13 protein-coding genes are annotated in these 17,187 nt (G+C 68.4%); 3 read left to right on the top strand and 10 right to left on the bottom strand.

Going from position 1 to position 17,187, the window contains the following annotated elements:
• Positions 1-10: 10 nt before the first annotated feature.
• From OG753_RS25285 to rfbB, 5 genes are all read right to left on the bottom strand, one after another.
• Positions 11-895: a glycosyltransferase gene (locus OG753_RS25285; RefSeq protein WP_327263985.1), complete on the bottom strand. Its 885-nt coding sequence runs from the start codon at positions 893-895 to the stop codon at positions 11-13.
• A 9-nt stretch (positions 896-904) separates the two neighbouring features.
• The gene (locus tag OG753_RS25280) at positions 905-1,711 is read right to left on the bottom strand and encodes a glycosyltransferase family 2 protein (protein ID WP_405790235.1); all 807 of its coding nucleotides are present in this window, start codon (positions 1,709-1,711) and stop codon (positions 905-907) included.
• Positions 1,708-2,109 carry a DUF2304 domain-containing protein gene (locus tag OG753_RS25275; RefSeq protein WP_327263983.1) on the bottom strand — a complete coding sequence of 134 codons (402 nt, stop codon included), beginning with the start codon at positions 2,107-2,109 and terminating at the stop codon, positions 1,708-1,710. The genes OG753_RS25280 and OG753_RS25275 overlap by 4 nt, the downstream gene beginning before the upstream one ends.
• A 143-nt stretch (positions 2,110-2,252) precedes the next feature.
• Positions 2,253-3,164 carry a dTDP-4-dehydrorhamnose reductase gene (rfbD, locus tag OG753_RS25270; RefSeq protein WP_327263982.1) on the bottom strand — a complete coding sequence of 304 codons (912 nt, stop codon included), beginning with the start codon at positions 3,162-3,164 and terminating at the stop codon, positions 2,253-2,255.
• Positions 3,161-4,138 (bottom strand): dTDP-glucose 4,6-dehydratase, encoded by a 978-nt coding sequence (gene rfbB / locus OG753_RS25265; RefSeq protein WP_327263981.1) that lies wholly within the window; start codon positions 4,136-4,138, stop codon positions 3,161-3,163. Before rfbB ends, rfbD begins: the two co-directional genes overlap by 4 nt.
• A gap of 82 nt (positions 4,139-4,220) precedes the next feature.
• Here rfbB and rfbA point away from each other — a divergent pair, with 82 nt between their 5' ends.
• Entirely contained in the window at positions 4,221-5,096 is an 876-nt protein-coding gene (gene rfbA / locus OG753_RS25260; RefSeq protein ID WP_052876416.1) for a glucose-1-phosphate thymidylyltransferase RfbA, read from the top strand.
• Entirely contained in the window at positions 5,093-5,692 is a 600-nt protein-coding gene (gene rfbC, locus OG753_RS25255; protein ID WP_327263980.1) for a dTDP-4-dehydrorhamnose 3,5-epimerase, read from the top strand. The genes rfbA and rfbC overlap by 4 nt, the downstream gene beginning before the upstream one ends.
• A gap of 221 nt (positions 5,693-5,913) precedes the next feature.
• On the opposite strand, the gene tuf is transcribed toward rfbC, so the two are convergent.
• The 4 genes from tuf to rpsL form a co-directional block, all read right to left on the bottom strand.
• Positions 5,914-7,107 carry an elongation factor Tu gene (gene tuf, locus OG753_RS25250; RefSeq protein WP_327263979.1) on the bottom strand — a complete coding sequence of 398 codons (1,194 nt, stop codon included), beginning with the start codon at positions 7,105-7,107 and terminating at the stop codon, positions 5,914-5,916.
• Between the two features lie 148 nt (positions 7,108-7,255).
• A complete protein-coding gene (gene fusA / locus OG753_RS25245) occupies positions 7,256-9,388 on the bottom strand; it encodes an elongation factor G (RefSeq protein ID WP_327263978.1) in 2,133 nt (710 codons plus the stop codon).
• A 39-nt stretch (positions 9,389-9,427) separates the two neighbouring features.
• On the bottom strand, positions 9,428-9,898 hold the full coding sequence (rpsG, locus tag OG753_RS25240) for a 30S ribosomal protein S7 (protein ID WP_007265894.1): 471 nt from the start codon (positions 9,896-9,898) through the stop codon (positions 9,428-9,430).
• Positions 9,899-9,900: 2 nt separating this feature from the next.
• Positions 9,901-10,272: a 30S ribosomal protein S12 gene (rpsL, locus tag OG753_RS25235; protein WP_007265893.1), complete on the bottom strand. Its 372-nt coding sequence runs from the start codon at positions 10,270-10,272 to the stop codon at positions 9,901-9,903.
• A gap of 370 nt (positions 10,273-10,642) precedes the next feature.
• On the opposite strand from rpsL, the gene OG753_RS25230 reads away from it, so the two are divergent.
• A complete protein-coding gene (locus tag OG753_RS25230; RefSeq protein WP_405790230.1) occupies positions 10,643-13,141 on the top strand; it encodes a YfhO family protein in 2,499 nt (832 codons plus the stop codon).
• Positions 13,142-13,222: 81 nt separating this feature from the next.
• Here OG753_RS25230 and OG753_RS25225 read toward each other — a convergent pair whose 3' ends face one another.
• Positions 13,223-17,122, bottom strand: coding sequence for a DNA-directed RNA polymerase subunit beta' (locus OG753_RS25225; protein ID WP_030388876.1), 3,900 nt, complete (start codon positions 17,120-17,122; stop codon positions 13,223-13,225).
• Positions 17,123-17,187: the final 65 nt, after the last annotated feature.

Here is a 17,187-nt window from a genome sequence, read left to right as displayed (position 1 = left end):
GGCCGCACGCTCAGCGCGTGGCGTGGCGGAGCATGGCGCTGACACCGGGCCGGCCGGCCTTCCTGGCGGCGCCGGGCAGCAGGGTGAGTGCGTGCAGCCGGGAGGAGAGGTGCAGCCGGGAGACCTTTGCGGCGCGCGGCCAGCCGTGCCGGTCCAGGCGGTCGGCGGTCTCCACGAAGAAGCGCTTGGCCTCCTCGAAGCGGTGGCCGGTGTAGGCCTTGGCCGAGGACTCGGACTCGGCGTGCCGGCGGTAGCTGAAGCAGACCTCCGGCGTCGTGGCCAGGGTCTCCCCCGCCACCAGCAGGTCCACGACCAGCGCGAGGTCCTGGATCACGCCCAGGTCGGTGCGGAAGCCGAAGCGCTTGACCGCTTCGGTGCGCCAGCAGATCGACGGGAAGTACAGCCAGTTGCCGCGCAGCAGGCTGGTGGCCAGCTCCTCGCCGCCGAGCAGGGCCCGGCCCGGGCCCTTGGGCGCGTAGAGCTTGCGCTTGGTCCGGTCGCCGAGGGTGTCGAAGGGCAGGCCGTCGGTGCCGATGACCTGGACGCCGGGCTGGATCATCGCCGCGGCCGGCTCGCGGTCGGCCGCCGCCCGGACGACCTGGAGGTAGTTCGGGTGCATGAGGTCGTCGCAGCCCATGAGTACGAGGTACTCGTACTCGGCGAGCTCGACGCAGCGGTTGAAGTTGCCGGTCACGCCGAGGTTGCGGTCGTTGCGCAGGTAGCGGACGCGGGGGTCCGCGAGCTGCTCGAACCACTCGGGGACGCCCGGCTCGCGGCCGTCGTCGACCACGGTGAGCCGCCAGTCGTCGCCGTCCTGGGCCAGGACGCTGCGGACGGCGTCCTGCATCAGCGCGACGTCGCCGTAGTACGGCAGGAGGATCTCGAAACGCGACATGTTCTCCGCCTAGGCCTTGGTCAGCTCGCGGCGGACCAGCTCGGCGGTGCGCTGCTGGAAAGCGGCGTACGCCGGGGTGCCGGGCGTGAAGGTCTTCAGTTCCTTGGGCATGCGGCGGATCATCGCGAGCAGCAGCACGAGGCCGGCCCGGGTGAGGTAGACCATCGCCTTGAGCGGCGACGCGCTCGGGCGGCCGGTGGTCCGCTCGCGCATCGCCACGGGGATCTGGCGCACCGTGAAGCCGGAGCGGGCGGCGCCCACCATGGACTCGATGGTGTCGCCGAGGTACTCCACCGGGTACCAGCGGGCGAAGAACTCTATGAGCGGGCGGTTGCAGGCACGGAAGCCCGAGGTGGTGTCGGTGAGCTTGGTCCGGGTGATCCGCGACAGCACCACGGACAGCAGGGACATCGCCCACTTGCGGGGACCGCGGACCGTGTAGTCGCCGTCGCCGGCGAACCGGGCGCCTATGACGAGGTCGGCGTCGCCGACGGCGAGGCGCTCGAGCAGCGCCGGCACGTACGCCGGGTCGTGCTGGCCGTCGGCGTCCACCTGGATCGCCACGTCGTAGCCGTGCTGCTGCGCGTACCGGTAGCCCAGCCGCATCGCGCCGCCGACACCGAGGTTGAAGGGCAGCTGCGCGACGGCCGAACCGGCCGCCCGGGCCACCTCGGCGGTGTTGTCCGCCGAACCGTCGTCGACCACGAGGGTGTCGACGTGGGGCAGTTGCTGCTGGATCTCGCGCAGGACCGAGGGCAGGCCGTCCTGCTCGTTCCAGGCGGGAAGAATGATCAGAACGCGACGACCGTCGTTCACGACTTCACCTGTGCCTCGATGGCGCCGGAATCCTCCGTGCGCGGCGACGTACTGGGGTAACCGCCCTGCTGGACGAGATGCGCGCGGATCAGCGCGACGTCCTCCGCCAGGGTGCGGGTCTCCGCCTCCAGCCGGCTGGTCTCCCAGCTGAGGTGCAGGCTCACCAGCAGGACCAGTACGAAGCCGACGAAGAGCACCAGGCTCACACCGGATGCCACGCCGAGGCTCCGGGCCACCGGGTCCAGCAGGTCGGGTACGAACCCGAGCGGGGCGACCAGCAATCCGATCGCGAGCCATATCGCCGCGTACTTCTCCCGCAGTTGCTGGCGGCGCAGCAGCTCGAGGATGTACCCCAGCACCAGAAGACCGGTGATGGAGGTCAGAACGGAGAGTCGCACAGCGGACGGCGCCTTTCGCGCGAAGGGGCCAACATCTTTATAGGAGAAGCATATGGCACGGCACATGACGCCAAGGGGGCCCGGAAGGTTGCATACCGGGCCCCGTCGGCGTCGTGCGCGTGAAGGCGATCAGCCTGTGCGGCTCACCTCGTGGAGGGGAGTCGCAGCAGATCAGCGAAGGCCGGGCGGGTGATCGCCTCGGCGAGCTGGACCTGCCAGTCGGGCAGCGGCCGCAGCCCGGCGGCCGACCAGCCGTCGTGAGCAAGGACACTGTATGCGGGGCGCACGGCGGGGCGTACGAAGGCCTCGGAGGTGGTCGGCCTGATCCGCTCGGGGTCGAGTCCGCTCAGCCGGTAGGCCTCGCGGGCCAGTCCCATCCAGGTGGTCCGGCCGCTCGCGGTGCCGTGGTAGACGCCGGCCGGGGCCGTGCCCGCCAGAGCGGCGAGGCCCAGGTCGACGAGGTGGCGGGCCAGCGCGTAGGACCAAGTGGGCTGGCCGTGCTGGTCGTCGACCACGTCGAGGGTGTCCCGCTGGGCGGCCAGCTTCAGCATGGTGGCGACGAAGTTCGCCCCGTGCTCGCCGTACAGCCAGGCGGTCCGCACGATGTAGCCGTCCTGCGGCAGCAGTTCGGCGACGGCCCGTTCGCCGGCCAGCTTGGAGCGGCCGTAGGCGTTGACCGGGCCGGTCTCGGCGTCCTCGCGGTACGGCTGCGTGGCGTTGCCGGGCAGCACGTAGTCGGTGGAGATCTGGAGCAGGCGCGCACCGGAGTCGGCGCAGGCCGCGGCGAGGACGCGGACTCCGGTGCCGTTGACGGCGGTGGCGGCCTCCTCGGCGGTCTCGGCGCCGTCCACGTCGGTCCAGGCGGCGCAGTTGACGACGACGGCGACACCCTCGACGGCGGCCCGGACCGCGGCCGGGTCGGTGATGTCGAGGTCGGCGCGGCGCAGGCCCGCGGCCTCGATGCCGGCGTCCTTCAGCACGGCCAGGACGTCCTGGCCGAGCATTCCGGCGGCACCGGTGACGAGCCAGCGTCCGGCTCGCGGGTTCGCGCTCACTTCTGCAGGGCCGCCTTCGCCTTCAGCGGCTCCCACCAGGCGCGGTTCTCGCGGTACCAGTCGATGGTGGCCTTGATGCCGTCCTCGAAGGTGATCTGCGGGGCGTAGCCCAGCTCGGCACCGATCTTGCTGATGTCGATGGAGTAGCGGAGGTCGTGGCCCTTGCGGTCCTCGACCTGCTCGACCATCTCCCAGCCGAGGCCGGCGGCCTCCAGGAGGACGCCGGTGAGCTCCTTGTTGGTGAGCTCGGTGCCGCCGCCGATGTTGTAGACCTCGCCGGCCCGGCCCTTGCGCATGGCCAGGTCGATGCCGCGGCAGTGGTCGGAGACGTGCAGCCAGTCGCGGACGTTGCCGCCGTTGCCGTAGAGCGGGACCTTCCGGCCGTCCATCAGGTTCGAGACGAACAGCGGGATGACCTTCTCCGGGAACTGGTAGTGCCCGTAGTTGTTGGAGCAGCGGGTGACCACCACGTCCATGCCGTGGGTGCGGTGGTAGGCCAGCGCCAGCAGGTCGGACGACGCCTTGGAGGCGGAGTACGGGGAGTTCGGCACCAGCGGCCACTCCTCGGTCCAGGAGCCCTCGCTGATCGAGCCGTAGACCTCGTCGGTGGAGATGTGGACGAAGCGGCCGACACCGTGCTTGCGGGCGGAGTCGAGCAGCACCTGGGTGCCGACGACGTTCGTCATCACGAACGGGCCCGCGCCGGCGATCGAGCGGTCCACGTGGGACTCGGCCGCGAAGTGCACGACGACATCGTGGCCGGGCATGACCTGGTCGACGGCCTCTGCGTCGCAGATGTCGCCCTTGACGAAGGTGTATCCGGGGTGGTCCGCGACCGGAGCGAGGTTGGCCTCGACGCCCGAGTAGGTCAGCTTGTCGAAGACAGTGATCTGCGCCGTGGCATCTGCACCGAGCTGCTGGCGGACGAATTCTGAACCGATGAAGCCGGCGCCGCCGGTCACGAGGATGCGCATAATACGAAGAGTCTAGCGGTCCGCCGAACGTCACATGCGCTGAGCTCGGCTCCCCCACGCCCTCTCGCATAGGGTTCTCCCCATGCGTGGAATCCTCTTGGCCGGTGGCACCGGATCTCGACTCTGGCCGCTGACCCGGGCAGTCTCGAAGCAGCTGCTGCCCGTCTTCGACAAGCCGATGATCTACTACCCCCTCTCCACCCTCGTGATGGCGGGTATCAGCGAGATCCTGATCATCACCACCCCGGACGACCGCGAACAGTTCGAGCGGCTGCTCGGCGACGGTTCGCAGTTCGGCCTGCGGCTGGAGTACGCCGTCCAGGAGCGCCCCGAGGGCATCGCCCAGGCGTTCGTCCTCGGCGCCGACTTCATCGGTGACGAGTCCGTCGCCCTGATCCTCGGCGACAACATCTTCCACGGCAGTGGCCTCGGCACCCGCCTCGCCCAGCACACGGACGCCAAGGGCGGCCGCGTGTTCGCGTACCCGGTGGCGGACCCCACCGCGTACGGCGTGGTCGAGTTCGACGAGAACGGCCAGGCCATCTCCATCGAGGAGAAGCCGGAGAAGCCCAAGTCCCGCTACGCGGTGCCGGGTCTGTACTTCTACGACAACCAGGTCGTGGAGATAGCCCGCGGCCTGAAGCCCAGCGCCCGCGGCGAGCTGGAGATCACGGCCGTCAACGACGCGTACCTGCAGGCCGGTGAGCTCAATGTCACCATCCTCGACCGCGGTACCGCATGGCTGGACACCGGCACCTTCGTGTCGATGGTGCAGGCCTCCGAGTTCGTCCGCGTGATCGAGGAGCGCCAGGGCTTCAAGATCGGGTGCATCGAGGAGGCGGCCTGGCGGGCCGGCCTGATCGACTCCGCCCAGCTGCGCGCGCTCGCGGAGCCGCTCACCAAGAGCGGCTACGGCGACTACCTGCTGATGCTGCTCGCCGAGGAGGACGCGCGATGAAGTTCCGCGAGCTCTCCATATCCGGCGCCTTCGAGGTCACCCCGCAGCTCCACGGTGACCCGCGCGGCCTGTTCACCGAGTGGTACCGCTTCGACCGCCTCGCCGAGGTCGTCGGCCACCCGCTGAACCTGGCGCAGGCGAACCTCTCGGTCTCCTCCGCGGGCGTGGTCCGCGGCATCCACTTCGCCGACGTACCGCGCGGCCAGGCCAAGTACGTGACCTGCGTACGCGGCGCCGTGCTCGACGTCATCGTCGACCTTCGGGTCGGCTCCCCCACCTTCGGCCAGTGGGAAGGTGTCCGCCTCGACGACGTGGACCGCCGCGCGGTCTACATCCCCGAGGGCCTCGGCCACGGCTTCTGCGCCCTGAGCGACGACGCGACGCTGTCGTACCTCTGCTCGGAGACGTACAACCCGACGGGTGAGCACTCGGTGCACCCGCTCGACCCCGACCTGGGCATCGAGTGGCCGGCCGACATCCCGCTGCTGTCCGCCCGCGACGAGGCCGCCCCCTCGCTGGCCGACGCCCTCGCGACCGGTCTGCTGCCCGACCACGCCGCGTGCGTGGAGTTCACCGAGTCCCTGCGCGTGAACTGACCCACCGCCTGACACGCGTGAGGGCCGCACCCCGGACGGGGTGCGGCCCTCACGCGTTCCCGCGCCCCCGCCGGTACGGACGTACGGAGGGCCCGGACATGCGGCTCCGACATTCGGCCCGGACAAGCCGAAGGGCCCCGTCCCACCGCCGAGGCGATGGGCCGGGGCCCTTCAGTGCAACTTGGTGCTCGCAGAACGAGCTACCAGGTCAGAGCACGAAATTACTTCGTGATCTTGGTGACCTGGCCGGCGCCCACGGTACGACCACCCTCACGGATGGCGAACTTCAGGCCCTCCTCCATGGCGACCGGCTGGATCAGCGCGACCGTCATCTCGGTGTTGTCGCCCGGCATGACCATCTCCGTGCCGGCCGGCAGGGTGACGACACCCGTGACGTCCGTGGTACGGAAGTAGAACTGCGGACGGTAGTTGTTGAAGAACGGGGTGTGACGGCCACCCTCGTCCTTCGACAGGATGTAGGCCTGGGCCTCGAACTCGGTGTGCGGGGTGACCGAACCGGGCTTGATGATGACCTGGCCGCGCTCGACGTCCTCGCGCTTGATGCCACGGAGGAGCAGACCGACGTTCTCGCCCGCCTGGCCCTCGTCGAGGAGCTTGCGGAACATCTCGATACCGGTGACCGTGGTGGTGGTCTTGGTCTCCTTGATACCGATGATGTCGACGGTCTCGTTGACCTTCAGGACACCACGCTCGATACGGCCGGTGACGACGGTACCGCGACCGGTGATCGTGAAGACGTCCTCGACGGGCATGAGGAACGGCATCTCGGTGTCACGCGGCGGGGTCGGGATGGCCTCGTCGACGGCGGACATGAGGCCGAGAAGCTTCTCGCCCCACTCCTTGTCGCCCTCGAGCGCCTTCAGCGCGGAGACGCGGACGACCGGAAGGTCGTCGCCCGGGAACTCGTACTCGGAGAGCAGCTCACGGACCTCGAGCTCGACGAGCTCCAGGATCTCCTCGTCGTCCACCATGTCGGCCTTGTTCAGGGCGACAACGATGTAGGGGACGCCGACCTGGCGGGCCAGGAGCACGTGCTCCTTGGTCTGCGGCATCGGGCCGTCGGTGGCGGCGACCACGAGGATCGCGCCGTCCATCTGCGCGGCACCGGTGATCATGTTCTTGATGTAGTCGGCGTGACCCGGGCAGTCGACGTGGGCGTAGTGACGCGCCTCGGTCTGGTACTCGACGTGCGCGATCGAGATGGTGATACCGCGCTGGCGCTCCTCAGGAGCCTTGTCGATCTGGTCGAAGGCCGAGGCCTCGTTCAGGTCCGGGTACGCGTCGTGCAGCACCTTGGTAATGGCGGCCGTGAGGGTCGTCTTACCGTGGTCAATGTGACCGATGGTGCCGATGTTGACGTGCGGCTTAGTCCGCTCGAACTTCGCCTTCGCCACGGGGTCCTCCTGGAGAGTGGTTCTGTACGCCTTACTCATCGGCGCCAGGTGATCTTTGCTGGAAAGCCGGTTCCCCCGGGGCAACGGAGGGTTGCTCCTGTTGCCCCAGAGGCTCCGGTGACAAGCCTAAAGCGTGTACTCGGAAGAGTTACTCGCCCTTGGCCTTCGCGATGATCTCCTCGGCGACGTTCCGGGGAACCTCGGCGTAGGAGTCGAACTGCATCGAGTAGCTGGCGCGACCCGAGGTCTTGCTGCGGAGGTCTCCGACGTAGCCGAACATCTCCGAAAGCGGCACGAGGCCCTTCACGAGACGCGCGCCGTGACGCTCCTCCATGGCCTGGATCTGGCCACGGCGGGAGTTGATGTCACCGATGACGTCGCCCATGGACTCCTCGGGCGTGGTGACCTCAACGGACATCATCGGCTCGAGCAGTACGGGGGAAGCCTTGCGCGCGGCCTCCTTGAAGGCCTGCGAACCGGCGATCTTGAAGGCGAGCTCCGAGGAGTCGACCTCGTGGTAGCCACCGTCGAGAAGAATGACGCGGACGCCGGTCATCTCGTAGCCGGCCAGGATGCCGAACTGCATGGCTTCCTGCGCACCGGCGTCGACCGAGGGGATGTACTCCCTCGGGATGCGGCCACCGGTGACCTTGTTCACGAACTCGTACGCCGGGCCGTCCGACTCGGTGATCGGCTCGATCGCGATCTGCACCTTGGCGAACTGACCGGTACCACCGGTCTGCTTCTTGTGGGTGTAGTCGTGACGCTCGACGGTCTTGCGGATCGTCTCGCGGTACGCGACCTGCGGCTTGCCGACGTTGGCCTCGACCTTGAACTCGCGCTTCATACGGTCGACCAGCACCTCGAGGTGCAGCTCGCCCATACCGCCGAGGATGGTCTGGCCGGTCTCCTCGTCCGAGTGAACGTGGAAGGAGGGGTCCTCCTCCGCGAGAGACTGGATGGCGACACCCAGCTTCTCCTGGTCACCCTTGGACTTGGGCTCGATGGCGACCTGGATGACCGGAGCCGGGAAGTCCATGGACTCCAGGATCACGGGTGCCTTGTCGTCACACAGCGTCTCACCGGTGGTGGTCTGCTTCAGGCCCATGACGGCGACGATGTCACCGGCGCCCACCGCGGCGATCTCCTCACGCTTGTTCGCGTGCATGCGGTAGATCTTGCCGATGCGCTCCTTCTTGCCCTTGACGGAGTTCAGCACCGCAGTGCCGGCCTCCAGGCGGCCCGAGTAAACCCGGACGAAGGTGAGCTTGCCGAGGTGCGGGTCGCGCATGATCTTGAACGCGAGCGCGGCGAGGGGCTCCTCGTCGGACGGCTTGCGCTTCACGACCGTCTCGGCGTCGCGGACGTCGTGGCCCTCGATGGCCTCGATGTCCAGCGGCGACGGCAGGTAGCGGACGACAGCGTCGAGCAGGGGCTGAACGCCCTTGTTCTTGAACGCCGTGCCACAGAACACCGCGGTGATCGTGGGCTCGCCCTTGCCCTTGCCGGAGCCGAGGATGATGCGACGGACGGCGGCGTGCAGCTGCTCCACGGACGGCTCGTCGCCGTTCAGGAAGAGCTCCATGACCTCGTCGTCGTTCTCGGCGACGGTCTCGACCAGCTTGCCGCGCCACTCTTCAGCGGCCTCGGCGTGCGTGGCCGGGATGTCGACGATGTCGTACATCTCGCCCTTGGTCGCCTCGGCGGACCAGACGAACGCCTTCATCGTGACGAGGTCGACGACACCCTGGAAGTCGGCCTCGGCACCGATGGGGAGCTGCATGACGATCGGAACCGCACCGAGGCGGTCCTTGATCATGTCGACGCAGCGGTGGAACTCGGCGCCGGTGCGGTCGAGCTTGTTGACGAAGCAGATGCGCGGCACGCCGTAGCGGTCCGCCTGACGCCAAACGGTCTCGGACTGCGGCTCGACGCCGGCGACACCGTCGAAGACGGTGACGGCGCCGTCGAGGACGCGGAGCGAACGCTCCACCTCGACGGTGAAGTCGACGTGACCCGGGGTGTCGATGATGTTGATCGTGTGGTCAACGTCTTCGAGGGGCCAGTGGCAGGTCGTCGCGGCAGACGTGATGGTGATACCACGCTCCTGCTCCTGCTCCATCCAGTCCATCGTGGCGGCGCCGTCGTGGACCTCACCGATCTTGTACGACACACCGGTGTAGAACAGGATGCGCTCGGTGGTGGTCGTCTTGCCCGCGTCGATGTGGGCCATGATCCCGATGTTGCGGACCTTGGCCAGGTCAAGCGAAGTGGTAGCCATAAGGCTTCGGTCTTCTCTCGGTCTCGATGTGGGGTGGGACTACCAGCGGTAGTGCGCGAAGGCCTTGTTGGACTCGGCCATCTTGTGCGTGTCCTCGCGCTTCTTGACGGCAGCGCCAAGACCGTTGGAGGCGTCGAGCAGCTCGTTCATGAGGCGCTCGGTCATGGTCTTCTCACGACGGGCGCGGGAGTAACCCACGAGCCAGCGGAGGGCCAGGGTCGACTGGCGACCCGGCTTGACCTCGACGGGGACCTGGTAGGTCGCGCCACCGACACGGCGGGACTTGACCTCGAGGGACGGCTTGACGTTCTCCAGCGCGCGCTTCAGCGTGATGACCGGGTCGTTGCCGGTCTTCTCGCGGAGGCCTTCCATGGCGCCGTAAACGATGCGCTCGGCGGTGGAGCGCTTGCCGTTCAGGAGGATCTTGTTGATGAGCGACGTCACCAGAGGAGATGCGTAGACCGGGTCGATGATGACCGGGCGCTTCGGGGCGGGGCCCTTACGAGGCATTCTTACTTCTCCTTCTTGGCGCCGTAGCGGCTGCGGGCCTGCTTGCGGTTCTTGACAGCCTGGGTGTCAAGCGCACCGCGGATGATCTTGTAACGAACACCCGGCAGGTCCTTCACACGGCCACCACGCACGAGCACGATCGAGTGCTCCTGCAGGTTGTGTCCCTCACCCGGAATGTAAGCGGTGACCTCGATGCCGGAGGTCAGACGCACACGCGCGACCTTACGGAGCGCCGAGTTCGGCTTCTTCGGGGTGGTCGTGAACACACGCGTGCAGACGCCGCGACGCTGGGGCGAAGCCTCGAGCGCGGGGGTCTTTGTCTTCTCGACCTTGTCCTGCCGGCCCTTACGGACCAGCTGCTGGATCGTAGGCACTACTTCTCCGGTTTCTGTGTGCCGTGTAGTGAAACTAACCTGGAACTTCCCCGACCCACGCGGTCGGGTGTGTCGAACACTGCAACGCTCTCACCGAAGTGAGGCAGGCGCAGATTGCGGTGTGGTCTTCTCGGCTCTCCGCGGGGTCTTACGCACACGCGGGAGCCCAGGGCACACCCCAGGCACAAGGTCAGAGCGTACCTACCTCACAGAGGTAGGTCAAAACAAATGCCCAGCACGAAAACCCGCCGCGCGCAAGTGGGGAGCGGCCCGATCGCCCGTCCCCCCAGGCCCGGCGCCCTAAGCTGACGCATTGCCCGCTCGCGGGACGCTCGCCAGTCGATCAGCAGGGAGCAGGACATTGGGGACCGTGGCACCCGAGCCGACCACAGTCGACGCCCGCCCTCCGGCCCCCGGCCGGCCGGTCCCGCGCCGCCCGGCCACCCGCCGGGCCGCCCGTTCCCGCGGTCCCCTGCTGGCCTTCCTTCTCACCTCGGGCGCCTTGTGCGCGGCCTGGGTGGCACGTGGCACCTACCCCTTCGGCGACACCGGCCGGGCCCTGAACGACCAGGCCAACCAGTACGTGCCCTTCCACCGGGCGCTGTGGGACCTCGTCCACGGGCGGGCCGCCGGGGACCTGCTCTTCACCTGGCGGGGCGGCTTCGGCCAGCAGTTCCTGTCCGACTACCACACCTACCTCGGCAATCCCTTCTCCTGGACGGCCGTCCTCGTCCCGCGCGAGCACGTGGACCTCGCCGTGTTCGCGATCACCCCGGTCACCATGGGCACCGCCGCCGCCGTGATGACCGTGTACCTCGGAATGCTGAATCCCGGCCCGTGGTGGCAGCGGGGCGTGCTCGGAGCGACGTACGGCCTGTGCGGGTGGGCGCTCAGCGACGCCTCGTACGTCCCCATGTGGCTGTGGGGCCTGGTGGCGCTGCCGATGCTCGGCATCGCCGTCGAGTGGTGCCTGCAGGAGCGCCGCTGGCCGGGCGTGGCCCTGCTGGTCGCGCTCGCCTGGCTCGGGAACTTCTACACCGCAATGATGGCCACGATGGCCGCCTGCATCCTGCTGGCCATCCGCATGATCACCCGCGACATGACGGGCCGGCTGGGGGTCCCCCCGGACGGAGTCCGGGGAAAGCTGCGCGCGCTGTGGCGTGCCGCGACGGGCGCCGCCACCGGGATCCTGCTCACCCTGCCCCTCCTCCTGCCGTCGTTCCTGTCCAGCGGGGCCGCGCAGCCGACGAGGGCCGCCGCCTTCGACCCCGTACGGATCGAGGTCTTCCTCTCCGGCATGCTCCCGGCCACGCACCTGTGGGGCGGCCGCCCGCGGCTCTACGTCGCCTCGCTGGGGCTGATCCTGGCCGGCGCCTTCGTGCTCAACACCGGCGTGGCGAGGCGGACCCGACTGGTGTGGGCGGCCGCGATCGTGCTCGTGGCCGCCTCGTTCCAGTTCCCGCCCACGCAGTTCGTCTGGCACGGGCTGGCGGTGCCGAACGGAAACCCGTACCGCGAGACCTTCGTCTTCAGCGCGATGGTGGTGATCGTGGCCTGGCTGGCGCTGGCCAACCGGCCGCGCCCGCGGCACCTGGCCCTGGCCCTGGCCCTGCTGGTGGCGGCCACCTGCGTACTGAGGCGCACCGACGACTTCGGCGGCTGGACCTGGCCGGCCGTGCTCGGCGGCGGCTCGGTCTCCCTGCTGGCCCTGGTCCTGCTGCGGCTCGGCGAGAAGCGCCGGTTCCTGATCCCGGTGGCCGCCGCCCTGATGATCGGCGTCGTGTTCGCCGAGTCCACGGTCGCCGCGGCGGGCGCGGACGCCCGCCGGGCCCGCGAGCGCTGGGCCAAGCCCGTCACCACCTCCAGCCGGTCGATCGGCAACCACTTCGAGGCCGTCCGCAAGGTGGCGGGCTGGCCCGCGTACCGGACCGACTCGGGCGCCCCCCAGAGCTCTCACAACGACGCCCTGGCGCTGCGGGCGGAGGGCCCGCAGTACTACAGCAGCTACCTCCCCGAGGCCACCTACCGGGCCCTGGAGCCCCTCGGATACGGCTTCAAGAACGACGGCCGGACCTTCTTCGGCGCCGCCAACCCGGTACTGGACGCGATCTTCTCCATCGGCGCCCGGGTCCGCCCCGGGACCGCCCCGGGCAGCTGGACGGCCTCGAAGTTCCCCGCGCCCCCGCTGGTCACCGTCCGCACCGGCCCGTACACCTCTCCCAACCCGGCGGACAGCGTCTACGCCCGCCAGGAGAACGTCCTGGGCGCCACCGTCTACCAGGTCCCGCCGGTCACCCGCGGCGGCACCGCCACCCGGCCGACGTACGCCGCCCGGTGCACCCCCGGCTCCGAGGCCTACTGGTACTCCCCCGCCCTCTACGGCACGGTCCGCGCCGGCGGTACGCGGGAGCCGGTGCAGTCCCGGACGACCGGCGTGACCCCGCTGGGCCCGGTCCCCGCCTCGGGCCGGGTCGACGTCACCGTGCAGACCCGTACGAAGGACGCGTACGCGGGCGAGCACCCGCTCGGCTGCCTGGACCGCCCGGCGCTCGACACCGTCGTCCGCCACCTCACCACCACCGGCGCCACCTCGGTCCGCCCGGGCAGCCACACGATCGGAGCCACCCTCCCCACGCCCGCCGGCGGGACGGCCGTCATCGCGACCACCGCCATCCCGGGCTGGCACTGCTCGGCCCCCCTGAAGCCCTTCCACGGCCTCCTGGCCGTGGACCTCCCCGCGGGCACGGACGCCTTCTCCTGCACCTTCACCCCGAAGGGCCTCACCCCGGGCCTCGCGGGCGCCACCCTGGCCCTGATGCTCCTGATCGGCGTCAAATCCACAACCCTCCGCCGCAGCCACCGCGTCTGAACCCCCGCCGCGACCCCGCAGGAACGAAGAAGCCCCCCGCCGCTCCTCTCGGAGCAGCGGGGGGCTTCTTCTTACGAGCTCTTAGCCGTTGTACGGGCCGTAGTCGTAGTCCTCCAGCGGGACCGCCTGGCCGGAGCCGGAGCCGAAGGGCGAGTAGTCGATGTCGTCGTAACCGACGGCCGAGTACATCGCTGCCTTGGCTTCCTCGGTGGGCTCCACCCGGATGTTGCGGTAGCGGGCGAGGCCCGTACCGGCCGGGATGAGCTTACCGATGATGACGTTCTCCTTGAGGCCGATGAGGCTGTCGGACTTGGCGTTGATCGCCGCATCCGTCAGGACTCGGGTCGTCTCCTGGAAGGAGGCGGCCGACAGCCAGGATTCCGTCGCCAGCGAGGCCTTGGTGATACCCATCAGCTGCGGACGGCCGGAGGCGGGGTGACCGCCCTCGGTGACCACACGACGGTTCTCGGTCTCGAACTTCGACCGCTCGACCAGCTCGCCCGGCAGGAGCTCCGCGTCGCCGGACTCGATGATCGTCACGCGGCGCAGCATCTGCCGGATGATGATCTCGATGTGCTTGTCGTGGATCGACACGCCCTGCGAGTTGTAGACCTTCTGGACTTCGCCGACCAGGTGGACCTGGACGGCACGCTGACCGAGGATGCGCAGCACGTCGTGCGGGTTGGTGGCACCCATGGTGAGCTTCTGGCCCACCTCGACGTGGTCGCCCTCGTGCACGATGACCTTGGCGCGCTTCGAGATCGGGAACGCCGTCTCGTCGCTGCCGTCGTCGGGCGTGATGACGATCTTCTTCGTCTTCTCGGTCTCCTCGATCCGCACGCGGCCGGCGGCCTCGGAGATCGGGGCGACACCCTTCGGGGTACGGGCCTCGAAGAGCTCGACGACACGCGGCAGACCCTGCGTGATGTCGTCACCGGCCACACCACCGGTGTGGAAGGTACGCATCGTCAGCTGGGTACCGGGCTCACCGATGGACTGGGCGGCGATGATGCCGACCGCCTCACCGATGTCGACCAGCTTGCCGGTGGCGAGCGAGCGTCCGTAGCAGAAGGCACAGGTGCCGACCGCGGACTCACAGGTCAGGACCGAACGGGTCTTGACCTCCTCGACGCCGTTGGCGACCAGGGCGTCGATGAGCACGTCACCGAGGTCGACGTTGGCCGGCGCGATGACCTTGCCGTCGATGACGACGTCCTCGGCCAGCATGCGGGCGTAGATCGAGGTCTCGACGTCGTCGGCCTTGCGCAGCACGCCGTCCTCGCCGCGAACGGCGATCTTCAGCTTCAGACCGCGCTCGGTGCCACAGTCCTCCTCGCGGATGATCACGTCCTGCGAGACGTCCACCAGACGACGGGTCAGGTAACCCGAGTCGGCGGTACGCAGGGCGGTGTCCGCCAGACCCTTACGGGCACCGTGCGTGGAGATGAAGTACTCCAGAACGGTGAGGCCCTCACGGAAGGACGCCTTGATCGGACGCGGGATGGTCTCGTTCTTCGCGTTCGACACCAGACCACGCATACCGGCGATCTGTCGCATCTGCATCATGTTTCCTCGGGCACCCGAGTCAACCATCATGAAGATGGGGTTCGTCTTGGGGAAGTTCGCGTTCATCGCCTCGGCAACCTCGTTGGTCGCCTTGGTCCAGATCGCGATGAGCTCCTGCGTGCGCTCGTCCTTGGTGATCAGACCGCGCTCGTACTGCTTCTGGACCTTCTCGTCCATCGCCTCGTAGCCCGCGACGATGGCCTTCTTGGCCTCGGGCACGACGACGTCGGAGATGGCCACGGTGACGCCCGAACGGGTCGCCCAGTGGAAGCCGGCCGCCTTCAGGTTGTCGAGCGTCGCCGCCACGATGACCTTGGGGTAGCGCTCCGCCAGGTCGTTGACGATCTCGGAGAGCTGCTTCTTGCCCACCGAGTAGTCGACGAACGGGTAGTCCTCGGGCAGCAGCTCGTTGAAGAGCGCGCGACCCAGGGTCGTCTTCAGACGGAAGCTGTCGCCCGGCTGGAACTCCTGCTCGCCCTCTTCGGCGACCGGCGGCACCCAGCCGCGCGGCGGGATGGTGCCCACCGGGAAGCGGATGTCGACGGACGACTGCAGCGCGAGCTCGCCGTTGTCGAACGCCATGGTCGCCTCGGCCGTGGAGCCGAACGCGCGGCCCTCGCCCTTGGTGTCACGGAGCTCACCGTCGGTGGTCAGGAAGAACAGACCGAGGACCATGTCCTGGGTCGGCATCGTGACCGGACGGCCGTCGGCCGGCTTGAGGATGTTGTTCGAGGACAGCATCAGGATGCGGGCCTCGGCCTGCGCCTCCGCGGAGAGCGGCAGGTGCACGGCCATCTGGTCACCGTCGAAGTCCGCGTTGAACGCGGTGCAGACGAGCGGGTGGATCTGGATGGCCTTGCCTTCGACCAGCTGGGGCTCGAAGGCCTGGATGCCGAGGCGGTGCAGCGTGGGCGCACGGTTCAGCAGAACCGGGTGCTCGGCGATGACCTCTTCGAGGACGTCGTAGACGACCGTGCGGCCGCGCTCGACCATCCGCTTGGCGCTCTTGATGTTCTGCGCGTGGTTCAGGTCGACCAGGCGCTTCATCACGAACGGCTTGAAGAGCTCCAGTGCCATGGCCTTGGGCAGGCCGCACTGGTGCAGCTTCAGCTGCGGACCGACGACGATCACGGAACGCGCGGAGTAGTCCACACGCTTACCGAGAAGGTTCTGGCGGAATCGACCCTGCTTGCCCTTCAGCATGTCGCTGAGGGACTTCAGGGGACGGTTGCCGGGACCGGTCACCGGACGACCACGACGACCGTTGTCGAAGAGGGCGTCCACGGCCTCCTGAAGCATGCGCTTCTCGTTGTTCACGATGATCTCGGGGGCACCGAGGTCGAGGAGACGCTTCAGACGGTTGTTGCGGTTGATCACGCGGCGGTACAGGTCGTTCAGGTCGGAGGTCGCGAAGCGGCCACCGTCCAGCTGCACCATCGGACGCAGGTCCGGCGGGATCACCGGCACGCAGTCCAGAACCATGCCCTTGGGCTTGTTGCTGGTCTGCAGGAACGCGGAGACGACCTTGAGGCGCTTGAGCGCACGGGTCTTCTTCTGGCCCTTGCCGGTACGGATGATCTCGCGGAGGCGCTCGGCCTCCTCCTCGAGGTCGAAGGACTCCAGGCGCTTCTGCAGCGCGGCGGCGCCCATGCAGCCGTCGAAGTACGTGCCGAAGCGGTCACGCAGCTCGCGGTACAGGAGCTCGTCGCCCTCCAGGTCCTGGACCTTGAGGTTCTTGAAGCGGGCCCACACCTCGTCGAGGCGGTCGATCTCGCGCTGGGCGCGGTCACGGAGCTGCTTCATCTCGCGCTCGGCACCTTCGCGCACCTTGCGGCGTACGTCGGCCTTCGCGCCCTCGGCCTCGAGCTCGCCCAGGTCGGTCTCGAGCTTCTTGGCCCGGCCTTCGAGGTCCGCGTCACGGCGGTTCTCGATCTGCTGGCGCTCGACGGAGACGTGCGCCTCCAGCGACGGGAGGTCGCGGGTGCGGCGCTCGTCGTCGACGAACGTGATCATGTACGCGGCGAAGTAGATGACCTTCTCGAGGTCCTTCGGCGCGAGGTCCAGCAGGTATCCGAGGCGCGACGGGACGCCCTTGAAGTACCAGATGTGGGTGACGGGAGCGGCAAGCTCGATGTGGCCCATCCGCTCACGGCGCACCTTGGCGCGCGTGACCTCGACGCCACAACGCTCACAGATGATGCCCTTGAAGCGGACACGCTTGTACTTACCGCAGTAGCACTCCCAGTCCCGGGTAGGACCGAAGATCTTCTCGCAGAAGAGTCCGTCCTTCTCGGGCTTGAGGGTGCGGTAGTTGATGGTCTCCGGCTTCTTGACCTCGCCGTGCGACCAGGTTCGGATGTCGTCCGCGGTGGCAAGGCCGATCCGCAGCTCGTCGAAGAAGTTGACGTCGAGCACTGTGCGTCAATCCCTCTTTCGGGGTCGAGTCTCAATCATGGTCTGAACGGTCCCGGGGATGACGG

This window comes from Streptomyces sp. NBC_00029 (assembly GCF_045160505.1).
Classification (GTDB): domain Bacteria; phylum Actinomycetota; class Actinomycetes; order Streptomycetales; family Streptomycetaceae; genus Streptomyces.
This window is presented reverse-complemented; position numbering and strand designations above follow the sequence as displayed.

What these genes read in the sequence shown, in the direction of transcription:
- fusA (WP_327263978.1), bottom strand. Translation starts at nt 9,388, where the DNA reads ATGGCTACCACTTCGCTTGACCTGGCCAAGGTCCGCAACATCGGGATC.
- OG753_RS25285 (WP_327263985.1), bottom strand. Translation starts at nt 895, where the DNA reads ATGTCGCGTTTCGAGATCCTCCTGCCGTACTACGGCGACGTCGCGCTG.
- rfbC (WP_327263980.1), top strand. Translation starts at nt 5,093, where the DNA reads ATGAAGTTCCGCGAGCTCTCCATATCCGGCGCCTTCGAGGTCACCCCG.
- rpsG (WP_007265894.1), bottom strand. Translation starts at nt 9,898, where the DNA reads ATGCCTCGTAAGGGCCCCGCCCCGAAGCGCCCGGTCATCATCGACCCG.
- rfbA (WP_052876416.1), top strand. Translation starts at nt 4,221, where the DNA reads ATGCGTGGAATCCTCTTGGCCGGTGGCACCGGATCTCGACTCTGGCCG.
- rfbB (WP_327263981.1), bottom strand. Translation starts at nt 4,138, where the DNA reads ATGCGCATCCTCGTGACCGGCGGCGCCGGCTTCATCGGTTCAGAATTC.